15 protein-coding genes are annotated in these 24,971 nt (G+C 71.4%); 6 read left to right on the top strand and 9 right to left on the bottom strand.

Annotated elements, in window-relative coordinates; all coding sequences use genetic code 11:
* Positions 1 to 234: 234 nt before the first annotated feature.
* Positions 235 to 1,980, bottom strand: a complete 1,746-nt coding sequence (locus ACFW6B_RS31295) for a fatty acyl-AMP ligase (protein WP_386601286.1) — start codon at positions 1,978 to 1,980, stop codon at positions 235 to 237.
* A gap of 476 nt (positions 1,981 to 2,456) precedes the next feature.
* Here ACFW6B_RS31295 and ACFW6B_RS31290 point away from each other — a divergent pair, with 476 nt between their 5' ends.
* Positions 2,457 to 2,933 carry a DUF6924 domain-containing protein gene (locus ACFW6B_RS31290; RefSeq protein WP_386601283.1) on the top strand — a complete coding sequence of 159 codons (477 nt, stop codon included), beginning with the start codon at positions 2,457 to 2,459 and terminating at the stop codon, positions 2,931 to 2,933.
* A gap of 176 nt (positions 2,934 to 3,109) precedes the next feature.
* Here ACFW6B_RS31290 and ACFW6B_RS31285 read toward each other — a convergent pair whose 3' ends face one another.
* Both ACFW6B_RS31285 and ACFW6B_RS31280 read right to left on the bottom strand, forming a co-directional pair.
* Positions 3,110 to 4,021 (bottom strand): hypothetical protein, encoded by a 912-nt coding sequence (locus ACFW6B_RS31285; protein ID WP_386601282.1) that lies wholly within the window; start codon positions 4,019 to 4,021, stop codon positions 3,110 to 3,112.
* 246 nt (positions 4,022 to 4,267) lie between these two features.
* Complete coding sequence (locus ACFW6B_RS31280; protein ID WP_386601280.1) at positions 4,268 to 5,758, bottom strand: LuxR C-terminal-related transcriptional regulator; 1,491 nt, start codon at positions 5,756 to 5,758, stop codon at positions 4,268 to 4,270.
* Positions 5,759 to 6,108: 350 nt separating this feature from the next.
* On the opposite strand from ACFW6B_RS31280, the gene ACFW6B_RS31275 reads away from it, so the two are divergent.
* Positions 6,109 to 6,738 (top strand): cutinase family protein, encoded by a 630-nt coding sequence (locus ACFW6B_RS31275; protein ID WP_386601278.1) that lies wholly within the window; start codon positions 6,109 to 6,111, stop codon positions 6,736 to 6,738.
* 36 nt (positions 6,739 to 6,774) lie between these two features.
* Here the strand turns inward: ACFW6B_RS31275 and ACFW6B_RS31270 are convergent, their stop codons facing one another.
* On the bottom strand, positions 6,775 to 7,647 hold the full coding sequence (locus ACFW6B_RS31270) for a hypothetical protein (RefSeq protein ID WP_386601276.1): 873 nt from the start codon (positions 7,645 to 7,647) through the stop codon (positions 6,775 to 6,777).
* Between the two features lie 172 nt (positions 7,648 to 7,819).
* On the opposite strand from ACFW6B_RS31270, the gene ACFW6B_RS31265 reads away from it, so the two are divergent.
* Together ACFW6B_RS31265 and ACFW6B_RS31260 are read left to right on the top strand one after the other, a co-directional pair.
* Entirely contained in the window at positions 7,820 to 8,176 is a 357-nt protein-coding gene (locus ACFW6B_RS31265) for a hypothetical protein (RefSeq protein WP_386601274.1), read from the top strand.
* 224 nt (positions 8,177 to 8,400) lie between these two features.
* Complete coding sequence (locus ACFW6B_RS31260; protein ID WP_386601272.1) at positions 8,401 to 8,997, top strand: dihydrofolate reductase family protein; 597 nt, start codon at positions 8,401 to 8,403, stop codon at positions 8,995 to 8,997.
* A gap of 265 nt (positions 8,998 to 9,262) precedes the next feature.
* Here the strand turns inward: ACFW6B_RS31260 and ACFW6B_RS31255 are convergent, their stop codons facing one another.
* Together ACFW6B_RS31255 and ACFW6B_RS31250 are read right to left on the bottom strand one after the other, a co-directional pair.
* Positions 9,263 to 13,960, bottom strand: a complete 4,698-nt coding sequence (locus tag ACFW6B_RS31255) for a glycosyl hydrolase family 18 protein (RefSeq protein WP_386601271.1) — start codon at positions 13,958 to 13,960, stop codon at positions 9,263 to 9,265.
* 298 nt (positions 13,961 to 14,258) lie between these two features.
* Positions 14,259 to 16,166, bottom strand: coding sequence for a galactose oxidase-like domain-containing protein (locus ACFW6B_RS31250; protein WP_386601269.1), 1,908 nt, complete (start codon positions 16,164 to 16,166; stop codon positions 14,259 to 14,261).
* 384 nt (positions 16,167 to 16,550) lie between these two features.
* Between ACFW6B_RS31250 and ACFW6B_RS31245 the strand changes: the two genes are divergently transcribed.
* Positions 16,551 to 18,821 (top strand): Dyp-type peroxidase, encoded by a 2,271-nt coding sequence (locus tag ACFW6B_RS31245; protein ID WP_386601267.1) that lies wholly within the window; start codon positions 16,551 to 16,553, stop codon positions 18,819 to 18,821.
* An 89-nt stretch (positions 18,822 to 18,910) separates the two neighbouring features.
* Here the strand turns inward: ACFW6B_RS31245 and ACFW6B_RS31240 are convergent, their stop codons facing one another.
* The gene (locus tag ACFW6B_RS31240) at positions 18,911 to 19,642 is read right to left on the bottom strand and encodes a DUF6193 family natural product biosynthesis protein (RefSeq protein ID WP_386601265.1); all 732 of its coding nucleotides are present in this window, start codon (positions 19,640 to 19,642) and stop codon (positions 18,911 to 18,913) included.
* 249 nt (positions 19,643 to 19,891) lie between these two features.
* Between ACFW6B_RS31240 and ACFW6B_RS31235 the strand changes: the two genes are divergently transcribed.
* Positions 19,892 to 21,418 carry an FG-GAP repeat protein gene (locus ACFW6B_RS31235; protein WP_386601263.1) on the top strand — a complete coding sequence of 509 codons (1,527 nt, stop codon included), beginning with the start codon at positions 19,892 to 19,894 and terminating at the stop codon, positions 21,416 to 21,418.
* Positions 21,419 to 21,588: 170 nt separating this feature from the next.
* Here the strand turns inward: ACFW6B_RS31235 and ACFW6B_RS31230 are convergent, their stop codons facing one another.
* Both ACFW6B_RS31230 and ACFW6B_RS31225 read right to left on the bottom strand, forming a co-directional pair.
* The gene (locus ACFW6B_RS31230) at positions 21,589 to 24,084 is read right to left on the bottom strand and encodes an FtsX-like permease family protein (protein WP_386601261.1); all 2,496 of its coding nucleotides are present in this window, start codon (positions 24,082 to 24,084) and stop codon (positions 21,589 to 21,591) included.
* Complete coding sequence (locus tag ACFW6B_RS31225) at positions 24,081 to 24,917, bottom strand: ABC transporter ATP-binding protein (protein ID WP_386601259.1); 837 nt, start codon at positions 24,915 to 24,917, stop codon at positions 24,081 to 24,083. Before ACFW6B_RS31225 ends, ACFW6B_RS31230 begins: the two co-directional genes overlap by 4 nt.
* Between the last annotated feature and the right edge of the window lie 54 nt (positions 24,918 to 24,971).

The following is a 24,971-nucleotide window of genomic DNA, read 5'->3' as shown; positions in this document are numbered from 1 at the left end:
TGGGCTGGTGTCCTCGTGAACTCGGGCTCAGGTGGATTCCGTACGGCGGACGGCGGGTCCGGGCGGCGTGCGGCGCATCCGGCGGATCCACGGCGGGCGCGGCCACGGCCCCGACGGAACCGGGGCGCGGCGCCGACGGACCACGGCCCGTGACCTGAGGCCGCGCCGAACGGATCTGTCGCGGGCCGCCGTCGAGCCGCCGGTGGTGTGGGGGCACGCGGTCGGCCGGGACCGTCATTCCGTCGCGGGCACGCCGATCGGGGAGAGGGTGCCGTCGAGGTACGCCGCCCGGGAGGCGCGGCGCTGGATCTTCCCGCTGGACGTCTTGGGGATGGTTCCGGGGTGGACGAGCACGACGTCGTGCACCGGAAGGCCGTGGGCCTCGCCGATCGCGCCGCGGATCAGGTCGATGATCTTCTCGGACTCGCCCGCCGCCTCCGGTGCCGTCTCGACGACGAGGACGGGCAGTTCGCCTTTGCCCCCGTCGTCCACGGGGAAGGCGGCGGTGCAGCCGGGCCGCAGCGCCCAGTGGGACATCTCGGCGGACAGCTCCAGGTCCTGCGGGTAGTGGTTGCGTCCCTCGACGACGATCAGGTCCTTGAGACGACCGGTGACGAAGAGTTCGCCGTCCCGCAGGAATCCGAGGTCTCCCGTGCGCAGGAAGCGGCCCTCGTGACCCGCGAGGGTGGCGCGGAAGGTCTCCCGGGTGGCGAGCGCGTTGCGCCAGTACCCCTTGGCGACGCTCGCGCCGGAGACCCAGATCTCGCCGACCTCTCCGTCGGGGAGTTCTTCCCGCCGTTCGGGGTCGGCGATCACGACGGTGATACCGGGGCCGGGCCGGCCGGAGCCGACCGCCGCCGCGTCCGTCGGCGTGGCCTTCGCCGGGCCGGTGTGCGGACCGGCCCCGTCGGTGGTGGCGGTGGCCGGTGCGGGCGGGGCCTGCACCGATCCGCCGGTGACGATCAGCGTGGCCTCGGCCAGGCCGTAGCACGGATACAGGGCCTCCCGGCGGAAGCCGGCCGCGCCGAAGGTCTCGGCGAACCGGCGCAGGGTAGCCGCCCGCACGGGTTCGGCGCCGTTGAAGGCGACCTTCCACCGGCTCAGGTCGAGGCCGTCGAGGAGGTCGGGCGTGGCGTGCTTCAGGCACAGTTCGTAGGCGAAGTTGGGGCCGCCGCTGGTGTGCGGACGGTACCGGCTGACGGCGGCCGGCCAGCGCTCGGGACGCTGCAGGAAGTGCAGCGGGGAGAAGAGGGTGGCGGTCACACCGAGGTAGGCCGCGTTCAGGACAGGGCCGATGAGGCCCATGTCGTGGTAGACGGGCAGCCAGCTGACGAAGAGTTCGTGGTCGTACTCCTCGATGACGTCGGGGGTGTGCCCCATCCGCTCCGTGATGACCCGCTCGTTGTCCAGCAGGTTCCCGTGGGTCACCATCACTCCGCGCGGGGCGGAGGTGGAGCCGGAGGTGTACTGGAGGAAGGCGACCGAGTCGGCGGTGAGGTCGGGTTCGCGCCAGGAACCGGCCGCCTCGTCGGGGATGTCCTCGGTGGCGACGCAGGTGATGTCGGCCAGTTCGGGCAGGTCTTCCGACAGGGCGGCGAGGGCCGCGATCACCTCGCGGCCGCCCAGGATCACCTTGGCGTCGGCGTCGGCGATCAGGCGCTTCATGCGGAGCAGGGCGCGATGGTTCTGGGACCGTCCGTGCGGCGGCAGGCCCGGTACGGCGACCGCCCCGGCCGAAAGACAGCCGAGATAGCCGCAGATGAACTCGATGCCGGGCGGGTACAGCAGCATCACGCGGGAGCCGGCCAGGCCGCGCTCCTGGAGCCAGGCGGCCACGGCCCGGGACCGCTCGGCGAGCCGCCCGTAGGAGATCTCCTGGATCTCCCCGTCGCAGTCCCCCGTGACGAGGTACCGGTACGCGGTCCGGCCGGGTTGCCGGCAGGCGTGCATGGTCAACAGATCGACCAGGGAACGAGCCATAGGACGAGTCTCACCTGTTCGGACGAGTGAGCGGGAAGACCGTAGTTCGAAGGCCGCGTCATGAGTACGCGCGGATGGCGCGTCCGCCTGGCCCCCTTGCCAGAACGTCCGTCTCGACCAATCCGTCCGGGAATCGGCGGCGATGCTCGCACCGGCTCCCCGTAGCCCCCCACGGATTGCTACCAACGAGTAACACGATAGCAAGCCCGCTCGGCTCCGCAGGTGTAACCCCGGGTACTAAATGGGGAATTGGGCAACCTGACGGTCTGTCACCACACATGAACCCAGCGAAGTGGCTGGTACGCGGGACGCACGGGAGGAACATGTGGGACGCGTCACGCGCCCCGGACGACACTCGAACCGCCCGGCGTCCCGGTCGCCGGGCTCCCACGGAGCCGCGTCCTCGAAGACGGCGCATGAGACAGTCGGGCACGGTGCGCCGACCGGCCACCGGTCGTCGCCGAGGAGAAGGACCCATGAGAGCGCTGCCCACCGTCACCGGACGCGACGAGTTCGCCGCCCTGGTCGTCAGAACGGACTATCACGACGACGAGGCGTGGCAGGACGTGACGGCGGCCCTGACGGAGCCCTGGGGAGACGGGCCGTACGAGGCACACGTCCATTTCGTCGACGACCCCGCCTGGGCGGAGGCGACCGTCGACGAGGTACTGACGGCGGTGCGCGACGACGACCGCCTGGCCGTCGTCTTCCTCGCCGACGGCACGACCATGCGGTCCGGGAGCCGCCCCCTGCTGGCGGTCACCACACTGACGCGGGAGGAGTGCCCGGACGACGAGGACTACGAGCAACTGACCGAGTTCGGGAGTGGTTTCCGCACCACCCCCGCGGGGCTCCACGACGTCCACGCGAATCTCAGCATCGGCAACCTGGGCTTCGAGGAGTACGCGGGATGGGCGCACGACGATCCCGCGGGGATCTACCGGCCCTCCTGAAAGGGCTCCCGAAACCGCGGACAGACCCGGCGGTCCCGGCTCCCGGCTCCCGGCTCCCGGCTCCCGGCTCCCGGCCGAACGGCTCCGCCCGCGGGCCGGTGCCGGTGGGTGGCGGGGGCCTGCGGGCGGAGCGGGCGGTGTGCCCTAGAGGACGGGAGTGCTCCCGGGGGTCTTCGTCAGGAGCGGCGCGCGCGGCGGGACATGACGACCGCACCGGCTCCGGCGACGATCACCAGGGCCGCGCCCGCGGCGATCGGGCCGATCGGGCCGCTCGCACCGGTCTCCGCCAGCGGCGGCGTGCTGTCGCTGGGCGCCGGCGCCGGGGTGGCGGGCGGCGTCGACGTCAGCGGGGGCACGTCCGACGTCGTGGTGGGCGTGCTGGACGGCTTGGGCTCGGCGGGCTTCGTCGTCTCGTCGGCCGGCGGCTCGCTGGAGGCGGGGGTCTCCGGCGTGGCGGGGGCGGACTCCGACGGGGTGGCGGGCGAGTCCGGCGTCGCGGGGGCGCACGGCTCCTCGCCACCGTTCCAGGCGGCTATCAGGTGGTACGGGGTGTTGACGTTGTCGGGCTGGTAGGGCAGGGGACCGTGCCCCTCCCCGGTCTTCCCGTCGTACGAGACGTCGTCGCCGTACAGGTCGATCTGGCCGTAGCAGTCGGGCGCCGGCACCTCGAGCTTCTGCCAGGTCCGCTTCGCGTCGTCCGAGCCGGCGACGTCCTCGGCGGTGAGGTAGACGGTGGCCTTGTCGACGAGGCTCTGGTGACCGGAGACGAACCAGTTCGGCCCCTCGGTGGTGTACTCGGCGAGGGAGACGGGGTACTTGCAGCCGTCGCCGACGCTCTGGCCCGGGGCCAGCCGGACCTCCACCGTTCCGGGAACGGCGTCCCACTGGTGGAACCCGCCCTGGGAGGACCAGTCCGCGCCCACGGGCTTTCCGTCCGCGTCCACGATGCGGTACTGGACCGTGGCGGACTGGCAGTCGCCGGACGTCGCGGCACTGGCGGCCCCCGCGCCGACGAGGGGAACCACGGCACCGGCGAAAGCCGTCGCGGCGAGGGTGGCGAGAATCCTTGTTTGTTGCGAACGCGACAAGATGAGCCTCTGTGAAGGTCAAGGTGTGGGAGGTGGCGGAGTGCGAGCAGCCGACACGGGCGGATGCCATGAAGGCACGGCCGAAGAAGCCTTGGTCGCCTGTGTCACTCGCGTCACTTCGCTCTCTTCAGACACAGCGAAGTGAGCCGTATTCTTGTCGTCTTCCACAACTCCCGTCAATTCTGCACGGGTTGAACACAGCCACCGCGACGGAGGGTTCCCCCCGTCGAACCCGCGAGGGCGCGGTCAGGGGAGGTGTCCGCCGGTACGGGCAGGGGGGACGTCGGGATCGAGGTGACGGGCGAGGGCCACCCGGGAGCGCACCCCGAGCTGGGTGAAGATGTTGCGCAGGTGGTACTCGACGGTACGGGTGCTGATCGACAACTGGCGTGCCACCTCACTGTTGGTGGCGCCCTGGGCCACCGACCGGGCGATGCGCAACTGCTGCGGGGTGAGCGGCGGCAGCGGCCCCGCCCCGGACCGGGCGGAGGGCACGGCGGTGGGCGTCTCTCCCGCCGCCCTGAGCTCGGCGTCGGCCTGCCCTGTCCACACGTCGGCACCGCATTGGTCGAACCCCATGACGGCGCTGCGCAGTTGGGTGCGCGCCTCGACGGGACGGCGCCGGCGCCGCAGCCACATCCCGTACGCGAGGTGGGTCCGGGCGTGCTCGTAGGGGCTGTCGACCTTCTCGTGCCGGGCCAGGGCCCCGGTGAAGAGGTCCTCGCTGTGTTCGTCGCCCGCCACCAGGGCCCGGCAGCGCAGGACGACCGCGGGCGCCTGCGGGTCCGCGCCCCGCGAAGCCCACCGCGCGTACTGGTCGATGAGGGGTTCGACGTCCGTGTCCACGTCGTGACCGGCGAGGACCGCGGCCTCGACGTAACAGGGGACCGCCATCATCCACAGACCGAAATGGCCCTGCCGCGGCCCCGTCCGGACGAGCGGGGCCAGCCGCGCGGCGGCGTGTTCGGCGTTGCCGTGGCCCAGGTCGGCGCGGGCCCTGGCCCATTCGGCCAGCGTTCTCGCCTGGCCGAGTCCGTGGGCGTGGGCGACGTGCAGGGCCGACCGCGCGTGCGTGGCGACCGCGGCCGGGTCGCCCGCGATGGAGGCGGCCAGGGCCAGGACCGCGGACAGGCCGGCCGTCACGTTGCTCTGCGGGTGCTCCGCGGAGGCCTCCAGACCGGCCTCCGCGTGCACACGGGCCTGGTGGTACCTGCCCTCGCGCAGTTCGGCGTAGGCGAGGTGTTCCAGGACGCGGGGAAGGATCGTCGGCGTCGCCTCGGAGCGGGCGGTGGCCAGCGCGAGACCGAGGACCTGCCGTGCCGCCGCGAGGTCGCCCAGCATGAGCGCGATCGTGCCCGCGGACAGGAGGCGGGAGGCGTCCTGCTGCGCCCGCAGTACGTTCAGTACGGGGCCGAGCAGCGCGTTCGCGCGTTCGAAGTCGCCGTGCAGGGTGCTGTGCATGCCGTCTCGGTAAGCACGCCAGAAGACCTCGACCGGGTCGTTCCCGGCTTCCCCGGACCGTCCCCCGTCGGGGGCTACGGCCGGAGGGCACAACGCGTCGAGCGCCGTGAGGTAGCCGTCGCGGTCACCTCCCGACCATGCCGCCAGGGAAGCGTGGACGGCCGCCTCGCGCGAGCGGGCCGCGTCCGTCGTCCGCAGGGCCCTGGAGGCGAGGAGGAGAAGGTTGTGGGCGTCGGAGACGGGGCCGTCGCGCAGCAGCCGCAGGCCGAGCGCCATCTCCTCCTGTGCGGGCGGCGGTTGCTCGGCTCGCGCAGCGGGAACCTCCTGCCGGCCGGGTTCAGTGCCGGTCGCCTCATGCCCCACGCGCACCACCGTTCTCTGTGCTCTTGCCGTGCCGATGCCAACGAACGACCGGCGGCACGGGTTCCCTCACCGGGCGCCGCCGGCCGTCCGTCCACCAGGACCGCACCGGTGGCCGACCGGTGATTCCACCGATACGCGTGGGGCGCGCCGCTTCCTACGGTGCTGTGGTGCTCACCGACGGACCCCGTCACGAGCGCTCGTACCACCGCTCGAGAAAGAGGAACCCCATGTCCCGTCATGCGTCACGGCGTCGTCTCACTCTCGTGTCCCTCGCAGGCGTCGGCGCCCTCGGCGCGGCCGGCCTCACCCTGCTGCCCTCCATGGCGTCCGCGGCCCCGTGCTCCGACGTCGAGGTCGTCTTCGCCCGCGGCACCGGAGAGGCCCCGGGGCTCGGCATCACGGGAGCCCCGCTCGTGAGGAACATCAAGAGTGCCCTCCCGGGCAGGACCGTGTCGTCGTACGCCGTCGACTACGCGGCGAACTTCTCCCAGACGAGTGCCGGACCCGGCGCCACGGACATGACGGACCGCGTCAGGGCAACCGCGGCCAACTGCCCCGACACGTCGTTCGTGCTGGGCGGTTACTCGCAGGGAGGCAGCGTCACCGACATCGCCCTGGGGATACCGACGCGGCTGGGCACCGGTCGCGCCATCCCCGCGGGGCTCGCCACCCGCGTGAAGGCGGTCGTCGTGTTCGGCAACCCCCTGCGGCTGTCGGGCCGCACCATCGCCTCGTCCGGCAGCCCGTTCGGCGCCAAGGCCAAGGAGTTCTGCAACACCGGCGACCCGGTCTGCGGCAACGGCCGCAACACCGCCGCGCACCTGACCTATCACCTCAACGGCAGTGTGGAGCAGGGGGCACGGTTCGCCGCCGACCGGATCGGCCGGAGCTGAGCCTGCCGGCCGGGGCACACCTCCCCGACCGGCCTCCTACGAAGTCCCGGCGTCCGCGTCCGGTGTCCCGGGAGGAGCGTCCCCGGCGGTGAGACGGGCCAGCAACTCCCGTGCCTCACGGAGGCGGGGATGGGCGGGATGGAGGAACCGCTCGCACTCGTCCAGCGCCTGACGAGCCGTCATTTCGGCTTCCTCCCTGCGGCCCAGGCCGTACAGGGCCGTGGCGGTGACGATGGCCGGCCGCCCGCTCCCGGCCCGGGGCACGGACGGCATCGGCTGTCGGGCCTCGGCGAGCGCCTCCTCGTACCGGCCCTGCCCGTTCAGGCTCCACACCAGCAGACACCGCAAGGAGGCGGCTCTGTTCCCGGTCGCACGGGGGAGATTGCCGCGCGCGACCGCCTCCGCCTCCTCGAACCGGCCCTGTCCGCACAGGGCTTCCGCCAGGCACGCCAGAGCGGCCAGCTCGATGTCCGCGACCCGGATGAGGTGTGCCAGGCGGGCCGTCTCCCGCAGGATGCCGTCGGCCTCGGACTCCGCCTTCCCGTACCGCTCCTCACCGAGGAGAACGACCGCGCGACTGAGCCTCACCGCCAGCAGTATGGCCCGATTGCCGCCACTCGTGTGCTCCAACTCCTCTGCCAGAGCATCCAGTTCGGGCATCACATGCTCTCTGCGCCCATGCAGCACCGCGACCGAGAGAACGAACGTCCTCGCCATCCACACCGCCTCGGGACGCCGGTCCCAAACGCGCCGCGGCCGGGCCGCGAGAGCCTGGGCCCGGGCCTCCACCTCTTCGTACTCACCCCTCGCGAGCTGGTCCAGGAAGCGGCCGAAGACCGCCGCCTGCGCCCGCGAAATGCCGAGCCCGGCGCTTTTGGACGAGCCGGTCTTCCTCTGTAAGAACTCCACGCCGTGCGACCTTACGGGTTCGTGTGAGCGCATGCCGTGGCAAGTCCGGTCGCGGCACGGTCCCTTGGCCTCGGCGGGCCGGATCCGGGACCGTGGTGTCCGCGTGTCCGGTCCCGCCGGTCCTCTGCCCGGAACCGGCCCGCACCGCCATGCGCTGTGAGAGGGTCGGCGCGTGACAAGTCTGGCGGACCCGCTCCGCTTTCTCAGCATGCTCGTCGCCTGGATCGCCACCCCCTGGGCCCTCGCGCCGCATTCCGTGCCGCTCGCCGTGGTGTCCGTGGTCCTGCTGCTCGTCCTGGTGGCCGTCCTCGCCACGCCGGGCGACCAGGGTATGGAGCGGGAGAAGATCCTCGTGCCCGTCCCTGGTGCGGTGGTCGTCGCCGTGATGCTGCTCCACCTGGTCGCGGCCGTCGTCTCCTCCTGGGCGGTCTGGCCGACGTGGGCCGCCGTCACCGCGACGGTACTGGCCGCCGCCAGCCTGATCGCCGAGCAACCCCGCTGGCGGCGTCTGGTCACCATGGGAGGCTAGGGCCTCCTCCGGCTCTGCTCCGGGACCCGGATGTCCGGGCCTCGTGCCGCACACCACGCGGCAGGGCGAAGTACGCACGGTACGGCGAGAGTTCATGAAATTCGGTGACACGGCACCCATGCCTTCGCCGGATGCCATGATCATTCGGTGGCCCCGCGCCCCGGGCACGTCCTCCGGTGGCCACGGGCCGCGCCGTGACGTCGTAACGAGCGGAAGGAACCCGCATGCGCAAACTCGTCCACTACATCGCCACCACCCTCGACGGCTTCATCGCCGGCCCCGACGGCGGCGACCCCACCGGTCCCGACGGTTTCTGGCCCATATCGGCGGACTACATAGAGCATCTCGTGGCCGAGTACCCCGAGACGCTGCCCGTCCAGGCCCGGCAGGCGCTGTCCGTGACGGCGGAGGGCACGCACTTCGACACCGTTCTCGAGGGGCGGCGCAGCTACGAGATCGGTCTCGCGGCCGGAATCCCCGACGCCTACCCCCACCTGCGCCACCTGGTGTTCTCCCGGACCCTGACGGAGAGCCCGGCCCCGGCCGTCGAACTGGTCGCCGACGACCCGGTGGCGACCGTGCGCGAGCTCAAGCGGCAGGACGGCAAGGACATCTGGCTGCTCGGCGGCGCCGAGCTCGCGGGCTCCCTGTACGCCGAGATCGACACCCTGATCCTGAAGGTCGGCCCGGTGACGGTGGGCGACGGGATCCCGCTGTTCTCCCGAAAGGCCGCCTTCGACCCGCGCGCCTGGGCCCTCGAGGACCACACCGTCCTCAAGGGCGGCGCGGTGTTCCTCACCTACACGCGCGTCGGCGACTGAACCCGCGCCGGGCCGGCGGTGCTCGTACCTCGCGGGCTCGGGACCGTGGCTGATCGGATGCAGAAGACCGTGACGGAAGCTGCCTGACCTGACGGACGCCACCCGGCCGAACACGCGGGTACGACCCGATGCGCTCGCTCACCTGGAGAGTGCTTCCTTCCGCGCAGCCGACAGGGCCTTGGGCGAGTCCCGTCGTCTCGGGTCAGAAGCACTCTCCATTTATTTGATCAAGGCGTGGAGCGTCAGGCCGGGTGGCCGGGAACGCTCAGCCGGCGGTGCCGATCAGCTTCCAGGGCTCGTGGTCGGCGTCGGCCCCGGTGCCCGGGGCACTGCCCTTCGTCTCCCACTTGGCCTTCCAGACCTTGCCGTTGTACTTGACCGTGGTCTGCTCGATCGGCTGGCTCGCCGGGGAGTAGACCTTGGTCGCGTCCCAGCTCCCTGCACTGCAGCCACCGGCCGGCGGGGTCGCCGCACCGAGTCCCTTGAGGTTGTCGGTCGCCGGCGCGTACGCCGTACCGCCGATCGACAGACTCGTGTTCACCGGACCGGTGATCGGGAGGTAGTAGATGATCGGCAGGTCGAGCGACTTCCCGGCCGGGATGATCTGGCAGTAGTCCAGCGTCGTGCTGATCCGGTGGAGCGTCACACCGGGCTCCAGTTTCCACTGGCCGCCTTGGGCATGGGTCTGCCAGTTGCCGTCCTTGACCAGCCATGACGTCGAGGCCGGAATGTCGAACGACAGCTTCGTGTCCTTGCCACCGCCGAGCGTGCGCCCGGTGTTGTTGGTGATCCGGACGGTCGGCTGCAACGGCCACAGGTTCGCCGTGGCGGTCGGGTAGTTGACCATCTCGACGCTCAGGTTGGCGGTCACCGTCGGCGCGACACCACTGCTGCCGGTACGCAGACTGTTGTCGTAGGCGCCGATGTTGCCCAGCTTCTCGTTCAGCCGGGTGGTCAGCGTGTACCCCATCCCGCACGGGGTGTCCGGCTGGACGTCCGCCGGGCAGGAGTAGTCGCCGCCGAGCTCCCACATCATCACGCCGCCCGCGCCGGTCGACTTGACCAGATCGGTGACCGCGTCGATGCCCTGCTCGTCCTCGGTCGACAGGAACACCTTCTTCTCGGCGTTCCACAGCCACGAGGTCTTGGTGGTGTCGTCCCAGTACCGGGTGTACCGGCCCGTGCGCCGGTCGGTGATGTCGGTGTCCGGCTTCAGCCCGACGCTGCGGGCGTAGACCGGCGTGATGTTCTTCTCCAGGTTCTTGGTGTGCCACAGCGGGTTCGTCCCGGAGCCGAGCTCGCTGCCGTTGCCGGTCTCGTCGTGCCAGATGTTGTCGATGCCGAAGGCGCCGTCACCGCACGGCCGCTTGACGCCCGTACCCGGCTGGCAGCCGCTCGGCTTCTGCGACGTGCCCCACAGACCGTTCGTACCGCCGGTGACGTTCTGCCAGCCGCGCGTGTAGTAGGGCACACCGATGTTGACGCGCCCGGCCTGCATCGCGCCACGCATGTACTTCATCGCCCAACTGGTGTTGAAGTACCCGAGCTTCCCGTACTCCGGAGTGGCGTACTGGTCGGCCAGTTCCGGGTCCTTGCCGTCGTCGAACAGCGCCGCGTTCGGACCCACGACCTCGTTCCAGGTGCCGTGGTAGTCGTAGGCCATCAGGTTGGTGAAGTCCTGGTGGTCCAGCGCGGTCTGGTTCGCCATCCCGCGGGTCAGGTAGCCGGAGGCCGTCGACGCCGAGGTGAGCAGGTAGTACTTGTTGTCCGCGACCGAAGCCCGGTTCAGCGTGTCCCGCAGCGTCTTCATCAACGCGGCGTACGTCGTGGGCAGGCCCTTGCGACGCGGGTTCGACACCGCCCAGTCGGTCGGGTTGCCGGTGTCCTCGAGGACCGTGGGGTACTCGAAGTCGATGTCGACCCCGTCGAACCCGTAGGTCCGCAGGAAGCCCACCACCGAGTTCGAGAAGGTGTCGATCCCGCCCTGGTTGACCGAGCCGTCGGCGTTGGTGGTCATCGCGTAGAAGCCGCCGGAACCGGCCCAGCCACCGACCGAGATCAGCGTCTTCACCCTCGGGTGCAGGCGTTTGTACTTCGTCAGCAGGTTGAAGTGCCCCTTGTAGGGCAACGAGGGATCCATCTCGGCGCCGGCCTCGCCGGGCCACTCCTTCCGGGTGGCGTTCGAGTCGACCACGATCTGGTTGTTCTGCACCGACGCGAACGCGTAGTTGAGGTGGGTCACCTTCGACCACGGGATGTTCTTCACCAGGTAGTGCGGCGTGCCGTCGGCGCCCGTGCGGCCACCGTTGAAGTAGCCCACGACCCGGCGGCCCCGGCCCTGGCCGAGCCATTCCCGGCCGTCACTCTGGTAGACCTTGCAGTACGGCGTCGCCACGCCCGGCGTGGTCGCCAGACCGTCCGGCCGGCAGTCGCCGGACGCGTCCGGACGCGGACCACCGTCGTCGCCACCGGGGTGCGACTCCATCGGGTCGCCGACACCACCGTTGACACCGAGATCACCGGCACCGCCGTCGCTGCGGCTGTTGTCGCCGTAGCTCGGCACCAGCCAGCCCTCGATGTCACCGGCAGCGCTCGCCACGGCCGCCCTGACGGCGGTCTTGGCAGTCTTCGCCGTCGTAGCGGTGCGGGTCAGGGCGAAGTCCTTGATCCCGTCGCCGTTCAGGTCGGCGAAGGTCCCGTAGGTGCCCTGGAACGGATCGTCGGCGCGGATCACGCCCAGCGACTTCCAGCCGGCGGTGACGTTCCACGGAGCGCCGGTGTTCTCCCAGGCCCGGACCTCGCCGGTGGTGAACTCGACCCGGACCGTGTCGGACTTGCCGTCACCGGTGATGTCGGCGAAGGCGACCTGCGCGCCGCGCGCCTCCCCCGGAGTGGCGAAGCCCTCGACCTTGTTCCAGCCGCCCGGGGTCGGCATTCCCGTGCCCTTGTTCTGCCAGGCGGTCGGGAAGCCCATCCGGTCCACCGTGATCAGGTCGTCGCGGCCGTCACCGTCGAGGTCGGTGAAGTACAGCTCCGGCGGGTAGCCGAGGTTGTTCGCGACGATCGTCGCGCTGTCCCATCTGACCCCGACGCCGCTGCTGGTGTTCCGCGACATCCGCATCGCCATGACGCCGGTCGGCGAGTCGGCCGCCGGCAGGATCCGGATGTAGTCGTCCTTGCCGTCACCGTCCAGGTCGGCGAAGTGGACCAGCTCCGGGTTGTTCCCGCGGTCGGCCGGGCTGATGTCACCCAGCGGGACCGCGTCCTTGCGCGGGTCGTCGTTGCGCCAGCCGGTGACCTTGCCGTCCGTACCGACCACCGCGTAGTCGGCCTTGCCGTCGCCGTTCAGGTCGGGGAACCCGATCTTCGAACCGGTCGTGGCGGCGTCCCGGATCTTGCCGATCGGCTCCCAGACGTACGAGCGGCCGCTGATCATGCGCTGCTGGACCGCGATCTGGGTGCCTTCGCCGAAGGCCTTCGCGATCTTCTGGTGGCCGGCGTCGGTCGGGTAGATCTCGTGGGTGACGTCCTGCGGGGTGACCGAGCCCAGATCGACCAGCACCAGCCGTACGCCGTCCTTGATCTTGGCCTGGGCGATCGTGCGGAGCGCGCTGTTGTAGGCGTCGATCCGGGCCTGGTACGTCGGGTTCGTCGACGGCGGCAGGGTCCCGAGCAGGACCGTGGTCGTCGGCGAGGCCCGGTGGATCGCGTCCAGGAAGCTCTTCATCTTCCCGGCCGTCGCCGTACCGTCGGCGCCGCCGGCCAGGTCGGCCGTGCCCGCGACCAGGGTCATCATGTTCGGCCGCAGCGTCTTCAGCGCGGGGACCGACTGGGCCTTGATGTCGTCGATGCCCTTGCCGTCGAACCCCATGTGGTCGGGGTCGCCGCGCTTGCCGTTCTTCTGCTCGCCGACGAAGTCCGTGCGTTTGAAGAGGGCAGTGGCCACCGTCGCGCCACCGACCACCACAATGGTGGTCAGACCCTTCACGATGCCGTGCAGGTAGTCCCGGAAGCCACCGTCGTCGGTGCTGTGCACACCGGCCGTGATCCCGTCACCGGTCGGCATCACCCGGAGTTCGTCGATCACCGGGTGGGCGCTGGGCGACGGGCTGGGGCTGGGCGACGGGTCGGCGCCGGCCGCGGCGAGCCGGCCGGACTGGACCGGTCGGTGGTCGGAGTCGCCCTCGGACCGGACCGTGACCGGCAGCGCGCGGTCGGTGTGGGTGGTGACGAAGTAGTCCAGCTCACCACCCCTCTGGTGGGTCGCCTGACCCGAGCTGTTGATCCGCATGTTCGGCGGGAAGTGCCTCCGGTCGCCGAGGATCGCCGGGTCGACGTTGAAGTCGCCACCGATCGTCACGTGGTAGGAGACGCCACGCCGGATCTCAAGGAGATCGATCTGGTCGTCGATGGCATCCACCAGCGCCGCGGAGTCACCGCCACCGCCGGACAGGCCGTGCACGGTGAAGTACCACTCGTTGCCGAACCGCGCACCGAGCGCGTTCCGGCCGGCGTCGACCGGGTTACCGACAACAAGCAGCTCGTCGGGCCCCTCGGCCAGGACGAGCGCGATGTTGACCCGGCCGCCGATTCGGCGCGGGTTCTGCGCGTCGTCGTCGGTCTGCAGGAAGTAGACCTCACGGGTCGGGATGGCATGGGAACTGCTGCCGACGACCCAGGTGTGGCGCAGCAGGGTGTGCTGATGCGTGACGCCCTGGCTGTCGGTCGTGGTGAAGGTCTGGCTGGGCTGTTCGGTGCTGCCCGGAGGCGGTTCCGGGCCGGCCTCCTGAATCATCACGATCGGCGAGTCCATCGCCAACAACTTGACCGTGTTGGTCCACTTGCTGCCGGTCACCGCCTCGTTGTTGGACCCCTGCATGTTCCAGGAGATCAAGGTCGTGGTGGCCGCCGGGAAGTCGGTGGCGGCGGCCGGAACGACAACTGACGCTGTCAGCCCGGCCATCACCGCCACCGCGGCGATTAATCGGCGGAACAAAAGCTTCCCCGTCTCTCACGTCCAACAGATCGGGAACGACCGAATCGTTGGAGGTTAGTTGGTTTCTCTGCTGTGAGCCTCGATCGTTCATGAGGACCTGTCAGCTTACGAAGCCTTTGCGGTGGGTGTTGGTGGTGACTTAGGACTCACGGCAGGTCGGGCGTCCGGCTGTCGCGTCGGGTGGGCGCTCGGAAGGAGCCCGGCTCGGACGTGTTCCGAGCCGGGCTCCGGCGGGACGCGCGGCAGGCCCCTCAGGGTCGGGTGGTCACCGCTTCGCCTTCGAGGGCTTCGCCTTCGAGGTCTGGCCGCCCGAGGCCGGCTTGATCTGGACCCAGCCGGCGGTGCTGGGCACGCCCTCCTCGTTCAGGAGGAAGAGCATGTAGTAGCCGGGAGGGGCGGCGTTGGCCGACGGCGGCGCCTGGAGTTCGAGGAAGCTGCCGCTGCGGCTCTTGATCCGCAGGTCGAGGTGGCGCTGGCTGGTGTTGACCGAGTGGGTCGCCGTGGTCGGCGCCAGCAGGACCGCGCGGGTCACCTCGGAGGCGGTGTTGCTGCTCACCGTGATCTTGTCGTTGTACCCGACGGACGGGTTGAACACGGTACCGAGGTGGGGGCGGCCGCCCTGCTGGAGGTAGGCCGGCTCGTAGATCTCGATGCTGCCGTTCATGTCGTCGGTGATGTCGGGGTCGTTGGCGAGCTGCTGGAGTTCGTCACCGGTGACCATCACCCGGCCGTCCGGGAGCACCACGGCGTTGGAATGGTAGCCGCGCGGCAGCCGCTGGGCCGGGCCGAGCTTCCAGTTGCCGTTCTCGTCGCGCAGTTCGATCTGGCGGTACTTCAGGTCCGAGTTGGGGTTGTACGGGCCGTTGCCGTAGTCACGGATGTCGAAGGCGCCGTTGACGGTCATCAGGGTCCCGTCCGGCATGAGCAGGGTGTCGTCCTGGGTGCGGCCGAAGGCTCTCGCCTTCTCCTTGCTCCACTTGCCGCCGACCAGCTGGTAGGTGTTCGGGTCGTTGCGGTCCCCGCCGAGGACCAGCACCGAGTCGGGGCCCCGGAAGCCGGCGGGCAGCGGCACGGCGGATCCGTAGTTGCGCGGCATGTTGTCCGGGCGGGGCGCCAGGTCCTTGCGGGTCTCCGCGACGGGGTCGAACAGCCACTGCTGCTCGGGGTCCCGGCCCAGGCCGTAGACCTTGCCGTCACGCAGGGAGAACAGGTGCGGGTAGTCCCGCTTGAACGGGGCGTCGGCCTTGAACCGTTCCACCGACCAGCCCTCAGGCTTGTCCGTCCTGGCCGTGGGCACGGGCTTGTTCAGGGCGGGGAAGCGCTCGACGATCTCGGTGGGGGTGCCCCAGCCGAGCTCCGACTGGCCGGACATGATCAGCTGCCGTCCGTCCGCGCCGGTCACCACCGTCGGGTACCACCGGCCGACCGCCATGTCCTGGTTCAGGTACCACTTCTCCTCCCAGGGGTCGAAGACGAGGGAGAGCTTGGCGCCGGAACCGCCGTTGCCACCGAGGTTGCCGCCGAAGACGCCGAGCATCCCGTTGGGCAGGTAGGAGTGGCCGGCGCAGAAGAACGGCGCCGGGCGGGGCTGGTTGAGCCCGTCCGGCATGTTGATCACGGGCGGTGTGACCTTGGTGAACGAGTCCGGTCCTGTGCCCTTGGCCGGATCCCACAGGTAGGCGCGGCCGGCGTTCTCCTTGCCGATGGTGTCGGTCGGGGCCGGTTCCTTCTGGGGGTTGGTCTCGATGCGCTCGAAGGAGAACAGCAGCACCTTGCCGGTGGGCAGCATGGCGATGTGCGCGGCGAAGTCCGGGGACTGGAAGTACTCCCGGAACCTGCCGGCGTCCAGCGCGTCGAAGTCCGCGTTGACCTTGGCCTGGGAGGCGGCGAGCGCCTTGAGCCGCTCGGTGCGGGTGGTCTGCGGGTAATCGCCGACGGCCTTGAGGGCCTTCCTGGTCATGGCGTGTTCCTCGGCGTGCTCCTTGCCGATGACCTTCGCCTCGTCCGGGTCGGCCTGCGCCCGGTCGGCCGAGTGGGCGTCACCGTCGTGTCCGTGGGCGGCGGCCGGGCCGGACGACAGCCCGGTGAGCGTCAGCGCGGAGGCGGCGCACACGGAGATCGCCGCGTACAGCATCCGTCTGGACGACGGGCCGGGCAGGTTCCTGGGGGACATGGGGCTCCTTGCGAGAGAGGGCGGGGCGCGCTGCGGTGGGGTCGTGACCGCGTCGTGTCATCGGTTCGGTCGTGCCGTCGCCTCGGCGGTGGGCACATGACATGGGCACATGACGAAGGAATGCGGTGCGGGCGCACGACACGGGAAAATGATTACCCTCAGTGTTCGCTCGTCGAACAGTAACTGTCGCGCCATGCCGGGCAGGCGGGTGATCATCCGACGGCCAAGCGAGTCAAAGCCCTTACCAGACAAGGGTTCTGCACTACGCCACAGGAGCACGAAGCGGCCACCCCGGGAATGCCCCGACTTCCACCTTGATCACATAGCGTAGTTTCGCAATTATCGTGACGATTCAACGGCATATGCGAATGGCAAGGAGGAAGCGTGACGGAAGCTCTCAAGCTGCGCCAGAGCGACGACATTCAGGGCGATGTGATCGCGGGCTTCAAGAAGGACCGCATGGCGTTGCTCTTCCTCAAGTTCGAGGACCCCGCGCGGGCGCGCACCTGGGTGAAACGACTCGCCCCCCAGATCTCCACCACCCGACAGGTGGCCACCTTCAACACGGCGTTCAGCAAGGCCAGACAGGCCACCGGCGGCGACGACCCGCAGACGCTGAAGGCCACCTGGACGAACGTCAGCCTCACCTACGAGGGCCTGAAGGTCCTCATCGGCGGCAAGGACCCCCTGCCCTCGGTGCCGAAGGGCGGCACCCTGGAGGCGTTCAAGGAGGGGTCCCACAAACGCTCGCTGGGCGACACGGGCGACAGCTCACCCGAGAACTGGCTGTTCGGGGACGGCAAGGGCCAGACCGTGCACGCCGTGATCACCGTCGCCTCCGACACCGCCGAGGGGCTCCAGGACGCGTTGACCGCCCAGCGCGAGGCGGCCGCACAGGCCAAGATCGTGATCGTCTTCCAGCAGAACGGCGCCACGCTGCCGGGCACCCGCCGCGGAAAGGAGCACTTCGGCTTCAAGGACGGGGTCAGCGAGCCGGGGGTCATCGGCTTCGACGAGCCCGACCCGAAGCAGCCGGAGTACGTCAAGGACCACCCGGGCACCCGGCTGATCCCGCCCGGCGAGTTCGTCATCGGACACGACCGGGTCGGCGGGATCCCGTACGACGAGATGCCCGAGTGGGCGAACAACGGCAGCTTCCAGGTGGTGCGCCGGCTCGGTCAGGACGTGCCGGGCTGGTGGGCCCAGGTCACCGCGCGGCTGAAGGTCCTCAGGAAGGCCAAGGTGGTGCCGGACGAGGCGACCGCCGAATGGCTGGCCGCCCGGCTGGTGGGCCGCTGGCGCTCGGGCACTCCCGTGGCCAAGTGCCCGCACGCCGACATGCCGGACAACGCCCTCGCGGGTCAGGACAACGACTTCGGCTACCGCAACGACCCGGAGGGGTTCACCACCCCGCTCTTCTCCCACCTGCGCAAGACCAACCCCCGGGACGGCCTCCAGGAGAGGCCCGGCACCGACCCCTTCCCCGAGAACCCGGTCATGGACCGGCGCCGGATCATCCGCCGCGGCGCCCCCTACGGCGCGCCCTTCGACCCGGCCTCGGACGGCCCCGGCGGCCCCGACCATCCGCGCGGGCTGCTCTTCGTCTGCTACCAGTCCGACCTGGTCGAGCAGTTCGAGTTCATCCAGAAGAGCTGGATCAACAACGTCGACTTCCCGCCGAACCGCCCCGCGGAGCCCGGCCCCGACCCGATGGTCGGCCCCACGGGCGAGGTCTCCTTCGAGACCCCCGCCGCGACGACCGGGCTGGGCTTCCACCAGTTCGTCACCACCGAGGGCTCGGTCTACGCCTTCGTCCCCTCGCTCACCACGCTGCGGCTGCTGGGCGAGGGCCGCCTCACCGACAGGCTCCCGGACACGGTCCGGCCCACCGACGCCTTCCTGCCCATCCCCGACCGTCAGCGGCAGCAGGGCAAGAGCTGGTACTGGGCCTACGGGACCGGCGGCGACGGACCGGTCTGCCGCACCCTCTCCATCGCCGACGGCGACGAACACAAGGACGTCGTCGAGCGCCCCGACCGGCCCCTGTCCACCTGGCCGTGCTACGACGGCGTGTCGAAGGTGGACGCGATCCTGCCGGTGCCGGACGAGCAGCGCGTGGGCGGCCGGAGCCGGTACTGGCTGTTCCACACCGTGGAAGGCCGCCAGGTCTACCGGCTGATCTCGGTCGCCGACGGAGCGGAGTCCGGGCTCGCCCCCGAGGCGGCGGCCGCCGTCGACCGGCCCGACCGGCCGATCTCGGCCTGGGCCTCGTTCAACGGGATCACGCAGGTGGACGCCTTCCTGCCGGTGCCCGACATGCAACGCCAGAACGGCAAGAGCCACTACTGGCTCTTCCACTCCTCCCTGGGTCAGCAGGTCTACCGGCTGATCTCGATCGCCGACGGCTCCGCGCACCACGACGTCATCGAACGCGGCGACCGTTCGCTCGCCCTGTGGCAGTCACTGGCCGGCGTCTCCCGCGTGGACGAGTTCCTCGCCGTGCCGGACATGCAGCGCATCAACGGGCTGAGCCTGTTCTGGGTGTTCCACCAGCAGAAGTACCGGATCATCTGCATCGCCGACGGCCCCGGGCACAGCGACCAGGTCACGGTCGAGGACCGCCCGATCACCCTGTGGAAGTCCCTGACCGCCTGAGGCCCGCCCCACCGTCGCACCCGCCGAACGAGGAATCCCGGCCCGGGCAGCGCCCGAGCCGGGATACCGCACCTAGCACCGTTGCAGCCCTAGGACCGGGGAACGGCGTCGTCGGGGAGGGCGGCCAGGATCGCCGCGACGGCCTGTGCGGCGCCGTCCGCTTCCAGCAGTCGGCCGTCGGTGAACCGCACCCGGTAGCGGCCGTTCCCGATCGGCATGGCCCCCGGCAGGTCACGGCAGATCGGTGGCGCGGCCCGGCGGCTGAAGGTGAGCCAGTACATGCTCCGCCCCGGTGACAGGGCCCGCAGGAGCGGCTGCTCGAAGGCGGCCTCGACGAGTTCGTGCCAGTCGGCGGCCTGCCTGCGTACGGCCGCTTCGCGCAGTTGGCGCCATCGCACCGGCACGGCCTCGCCACGCTCGTGGGCCTCGGCCAGCTCCCAGGTGCGCAAGAAGGGCCACCGCTCCACGAGTTCGCGTACCCGCGGTGCCCTCAGCCAGGTGTCCACCGCCCCGGCGACCTGGGACAGGTCCTCGGCCCAGCCGGTGGCCATGTGGACCTCTCCGGCCCAGCAGTCCACGCTGAAACCGCGTTCCCGCAGTGCCATCAGGACATTGGCCGAGCGGCCCTGCTCCTCCGCCCGTGCCGCCACGTGCCGCCACCCCGGAGAGGAGGTCAGCTCGACCTCGAACCCGTAGCCCGCGCGACCGGCCTCCTCCCGCAGGGCGTTCCGCAGCGAACCCGCCCGCACCACCTCGGGATAGAGCGTCGTGTACTCGTGCATCGGATCGTCCGGCACCGCGCCGGAGGGCTGTTCGGACACGCGACCGATTCTGCCAGGGTTCCGTACCGGAGAGAGCGTCTCGCGCGGCGACTACAACCATGGACGAACCTCGGGTGTCTTCTGGGTGAGCGGAAGGAGGCTTCGTTCTCGCCGCGCTGTCCGACAAGGGGCCTCGTACGACTCCGTGCCGCTTCACGGCGGGCGTGGTGCCGTCGTGCCCCCTCCCCCGTCCGCCTCGGCCGAGCAGGGCGCCGCGGGCGGTCCAGGAACCCTAGGAGGTTCGCTCCTGTGCGTCACATCAGCAGTGCGGTCCTTACGGCCACTGCGCTCTTCGCCCTCGGTGGCGGCGCGGTGATCGCGGCCCCCGCGGCCCAGGCCGTGGCCCCCTTCCCGTCCATCGGCTGGCAGCAGCACAACTGCGACTTCGACGGCAACGGGTTCGACGACGTGCTGACCGGCGCCCCGGGCGCCACGGTGAGCGGCGCCAAGGCCGCCGGTTACGTCTCCGTGCAGTACAGCTCGTCGGGCGGTCTCAGCACCACCAGGAAGAGCGTCCTCCACCAGAACTCCTCCGGCGTTCCGGGCGCCGCCGAGGCGGGCGACGGCTTCGGCAGCGCGGTGGCCTCCGGCGACCTGGACAACGACGGCTACGACGACGCGATCGTGGGCATCCCCGGCGAGGACCTGGCCGGACTGTCCGACGCGGGCGGCGCCGTCGTCCTCTGGGGCTCGCCGAGCGGCCTGCACGGTTCCGACAGCAGCTGGCTGGAGGACACCGGGCGGACCCGGGCCGGCGCGAACTTCGGCCGGGCGATCGAGGCGGCCCGGTACTTCGCCCCGGACCCGGCGCGCCCGGACGCCGACCCGCGCGACAGCATCGCCGTCCTGGAGAACGACGCGCTGCTGTTCTTCGCCTCCGCGCCGACGCCGACGCCGACGACGACGGCGGCGGCGGCGGCGCGCCGGCTGAGCGCGGTGGACACGGGAGTCCGGGCCCGGGACGTGAGCCCGCTGGACACCGGTTTCGCCTTCCGGAGCCTCAGCCACGGCAACTACAACGAGGACTCCTGGGCCGACCTGGCGATCTCGGGTGTGACCACGGGCAACCAGCCCGGCATCGGCGCCACCCAGGTGCTCCACGGCGCACCCGACGCGGAGGCGCTGGACGACGGAGGCGCGTTCGACGGTGGTCCCGCGGTCGTCTCCAGCGACTTCAACCACGACGGCCAGGACGACCTGGCCATCGGCGACACGGGGGCCGGCTCGCCCCTCGGCGGCTCCGTCTCCGTCTACCTGGGCAAGGGCGACCTCTCCGGCCTCGGCCGGACCCCCGCGCAGACGTGGACGCAGGACTCCCCCGGTGTCCCCGGCAAGGCCGAGGCCGGCGACCGGTGGGGTGCCGAGCTGTCCTCCGGTGACACCGACGGCGACGGCCGCCCGGATCTCGCCGTCGGGGCGCCCGGGGAGGACGTGGGTTCGGTGTCCGACGCGGGTGCGGTCTGGACGCTGCGCGGCGCGCCGGGCGGCCTGACGGCGGCCGGAGCGCGCGGCTTCGACCAGAACTCCTCCGGTGTCCCCGGCACGGCGGAGGCCTCGGACCGCTGGGGCGGCCAGGTGCGGCTGATCGACGCGAACAACGACGGCCGCTTCGGTCTGCTGGCGGCGGCACCGGGTGAGAACACCGGAGACGGCTTCGTCTGGGTCGTTCCCGCGTCGCCGTCGGGACTCACCGCCAGGGATTCGTGGACCTACGACGGAGCGCGCCTCGGCGCCCCGACGGCCGACGCACGGTTCGGTGCGGCGATCGACGAGTAGCGAACACCCCAGGAAAGCCTGCGAGTTCACGGAAACGCGCCAGAACTCAAGCTTTCCGGAAGACTCTTACGGGCCGGTGCGGGGTACGCACCGGCCCGTTGGTCAGGTCAGGAGGCGGGCACGGGTGCGGGTCTCGGACCCGTTCGCACGAGGCTTGCGGACCCGTGGCCTCAGGCGGGCCCCTCACGCAGTACGGCGCGTGCGGGGAGGCTGACGGCGAGCAGGCCGAGGGCCGTCGCGGCCGCGGCGAACGCCCCGTAGAGCAGCGGGGGCACGTAGGGGGACTCCCCCGTCAGACCGCGTGCCATCGGCATCAGCGTGGCCGCGGCGATGGCCGAGCCCAGGACCACACCCGCCACCGCCACGAGCAGTCCCTCCCAGCGCAGCATCCGCATGACCTGGAGCCGCGTGGCGCCGACGAGACGGAGCATGTCCAGTTCACGGCGCCGGTCGAGGACGGTCATCACGAGCGTGTTGGCGGCGGCGACGGCCGCGAAACCGCCCAGGACGCCGGCCATCGTGTAGTTGGCCCAGGCGTTGAGCTCGCGCTCGGTGTCCCGCTCGACGGCGTAGCCGGAGGCGTCGGTGACCTCGCCCAGGGGAGCCAGGGTTCTGGCGTCGCCGCCGCGTACCAGCAGCACGCTGTCGAAACCCGAGGTGACGTGGGCGGCCAGGGAGGCCCGGTCCATGGTCACCGTCGCGAGGCCGAGACCGCGGCCGTACACGGCGACGACTTCGGGGGCGGCTTCGGTGCCGTCCGGGAGGTGGAGCGGCAGCCTGTCGCCGACCTCGACCCTCGCCGACGTGGCGAGCGTCCGGTCGATGGCGATCCGGCCCCGGCCGACCCGGTCCAGGCTGCCGTCGCGCACGTCGAGGTCCTGCACCTTCGCGAGCCGCGCGCCGGAGCCGGAGACGCCCTGGGTCGCCGCGCCCTGGAGCCACCGGTCGCCGCCGGAGCCGACGGGCACGAGCACCTGGGTGACGAGAAGGCCCACGGCCGCGTCGACGCCGGGCGCGCGAGCGGCCCTCTCGACCGCGTCGGCGGGCAGTCCGGCCGGATCCGTGACCACGTGGTCCGCGGTGAGGCCGGCACGCAGCTGTTTCGCGGCCACGTGGCTCTCGCTCGTGTGCATGAAGACGAGCGTCGAGGCGAACGCCATGGCCAGCACGATCGGGGTGATCGCGGACGCCAGTCGGCGGGCGTTCGTACGGGAGTTGGCGACCGCGAGCGAGGCCTCGGCGCCGGCTCCGCGCAGCGCGAGTCCGAACAGCTCGGCACACAGCCGCGCCACCGAAGGGCCGAGGAGCGCGACGGCGAGCATGAAGAGCATGACGACGCCGAGGGCCGCGTTGGCGGCGTCGTCCCCGGCCGAACGGGCGGCGAGGCCGGTGAGGAACCCGCCGCCCACGAGGGCGCCGATGCCGAGACCGGTACGGATCACGCCCGGCCGCAGCCGCTCCACCGAGGCGTCGGTGAGCGCCTGCCCCGGCTTGGTCCTCGCGGGCCTGCGGCCGGCCGCCCAGCCGGCCGTGAGCGCGGTCAGCAGTCCCGTGCCGACGGCGACGACGAGCGGGATGAAGGACACGTGCAGGTCCACGGCATCGGGGACGGCTCCGCGGTCCTTCAGCTGTCCGAACCACCAGTGCGCGAGGCCGATCCCGGGCAGACAGCCGACCAGCCCCGCGGTGGGGGCGACGAGCAGCGCTTCGGCGGCGACCGCGCGGCGGATCTGCCGCGGGGTGGCCCCGACGGCGCGCAGCAGCGCGAATTCACGGGCACGCTGGGCGACGGACAGCGCGACCGTACCGGCTGCGGTGAAGACGGCGACCACGGTGGCGATCCCGCCGAAGGAGCCACCGAGGCCGGTGAGTGTCTCCTTGGCGTAGCCGAGCCCGCGCTCCTCGACGGCGCCGCGGTCCTCGCCGGTGTACACCTCGGCGCCGGAGCCGGCGAGCGCCTTTCCCACACGGGTGGCCAGGGTGCCGGTGTCCGCCCCGGTCCTCGCCAGTACGGCGATGGCGTCGGCCCTGCCCGGATGCCCGGCGAGCGCGGGGGCCCGGGCGTCGGCGAACCAGGCCGTGGCCTCCCCGGCGGCGTCCCCGGATCCAGGCCTCGCGAGCCCGGAGACGCGGAAGTCGGCACGCCCGGTGGCGGTTTCGAGTGCGACGGTGCCGCCGGCGCCGGCTTTCGCGGCCCTGGCTGCCGCCGTGTCGAGCACGACCTCGCCGTGACGGGGAGGGGTCCCGGAGACGAGCGCGGCGCCGGTGAAGACGTGCGATCCCCAGCCGTGCCCGGTCAGCGCGCCGTCGCCCCGGCGCACCGGGAACGTGAAGTCCGGCACCGCCGCCTTCACGCCGGGAACGCGGGCCGCGTCGTCCGCCAGCGCGGCCTTCAGGCGCGCCAGGTCGGGCAGCGGTCCCGGGGAGTCCGACCGGCTGTCGCCGCTGCCCGTGACCAGGTGGGCGTACTGGTCGGCCGCCACGACGACCGGCGCGTTCGCATAGCGCTCGGCCGGCACCGAGGCGCGGGCGCCCGTCTCCAGGAGGATGCCGCAGGCGGCGACGATCAGCGCCGACATCATCAGCGCGACGAACGTGCCCGCGAACGAGGCGGGTCTGAAGCGCACGGCCGCGCGGGCGAGGCCGTTGGGGGCGGGTCTCCTCACGCGGCGGCCCTCGCCATCGGCCCCGTCCGGGAGGTGAGGGCCGCCATCCGCGCCGCGATCCGCTCCGGCGAACCGCGGTCGAGGCCGCCGGCGAAGACGCCGTCGGCGAGGAAGAGCACGCGGTCGGCCCAGGCGGCCGCGGCCGGGTCGTGGGTGACCATGACGACCGTGGCGCCGAGCGCGTCCACGGCGTGCCGGAGCAGGCCGAGGACCTCGGCGGCGGTGTTGCTGTCGAGGGCACCGGTGGGCTCGTCGGCGAAGATCACATCGGGGCGGGTGACGAGTGCCCGGGCGATCGCGACGCGCTGCTGCTGGCCGCCGGAGAGCTCACCGGGCCGGCGTCCGGCCTTGTCGGCGAGCCCGACCTGTGCCAGCACCTCGGCGGCGCGGTGGCGGTCCCGGCGCTGTCCGGCCAGGCGCATGGGGAGCAGCACGTTCTGCTCGACGGTGAGGGACGGCAGCAGGTTGAACGCCTGGAAGACGAATCCGAGGCGGCTGCGGCGCAGCTCGGTGAGCCGGTTCTCCCGCATCCCCGTGATCTCCGTACCGCCGAGGCGCACGGATCCGGCCGACGGCCGGTCGAGGCCGGCGGCGCACTGCAGGAAGGTGGACTTGCCGGAGCCCGAGGGGCCCATGACGGCGGTGAAGGTACCTCGGGACAGGGCGAGGTCGATGCCGGCGAGGGCGTGCACGGCGCCGCCACCGCGGCCGTACTGCCGCCGGACGCCGCGCAGTTCGACGGCGGGACCGGACGCGTCCTGGACCTCCGGTCTGTCGTCCGCCTCCTGTTTCCCGTTCCCGCGCTTCTGTTTCCTGTTCCCGCGCAGCCTCAAGGTTCCGCCCTCTCACGATCTTCGCGAAGCGATACCTCGACGCTACGGATCGTG

This window comes from Streptomyces sp. NPDC058751 (genome assembly GCF_042746485.1).
In the GTDB taxonomy this organism is placed as follows: domain Bacteria; phylum Actinomycetota; class Actinomycetes; order Streptomycetales; family Streptomycetaceae; genus Streptomyces.
Note: the sequence above shows the minus strand (reverse complement) of the source record. Positions and strands in the feature narration are given on the sequence as shown.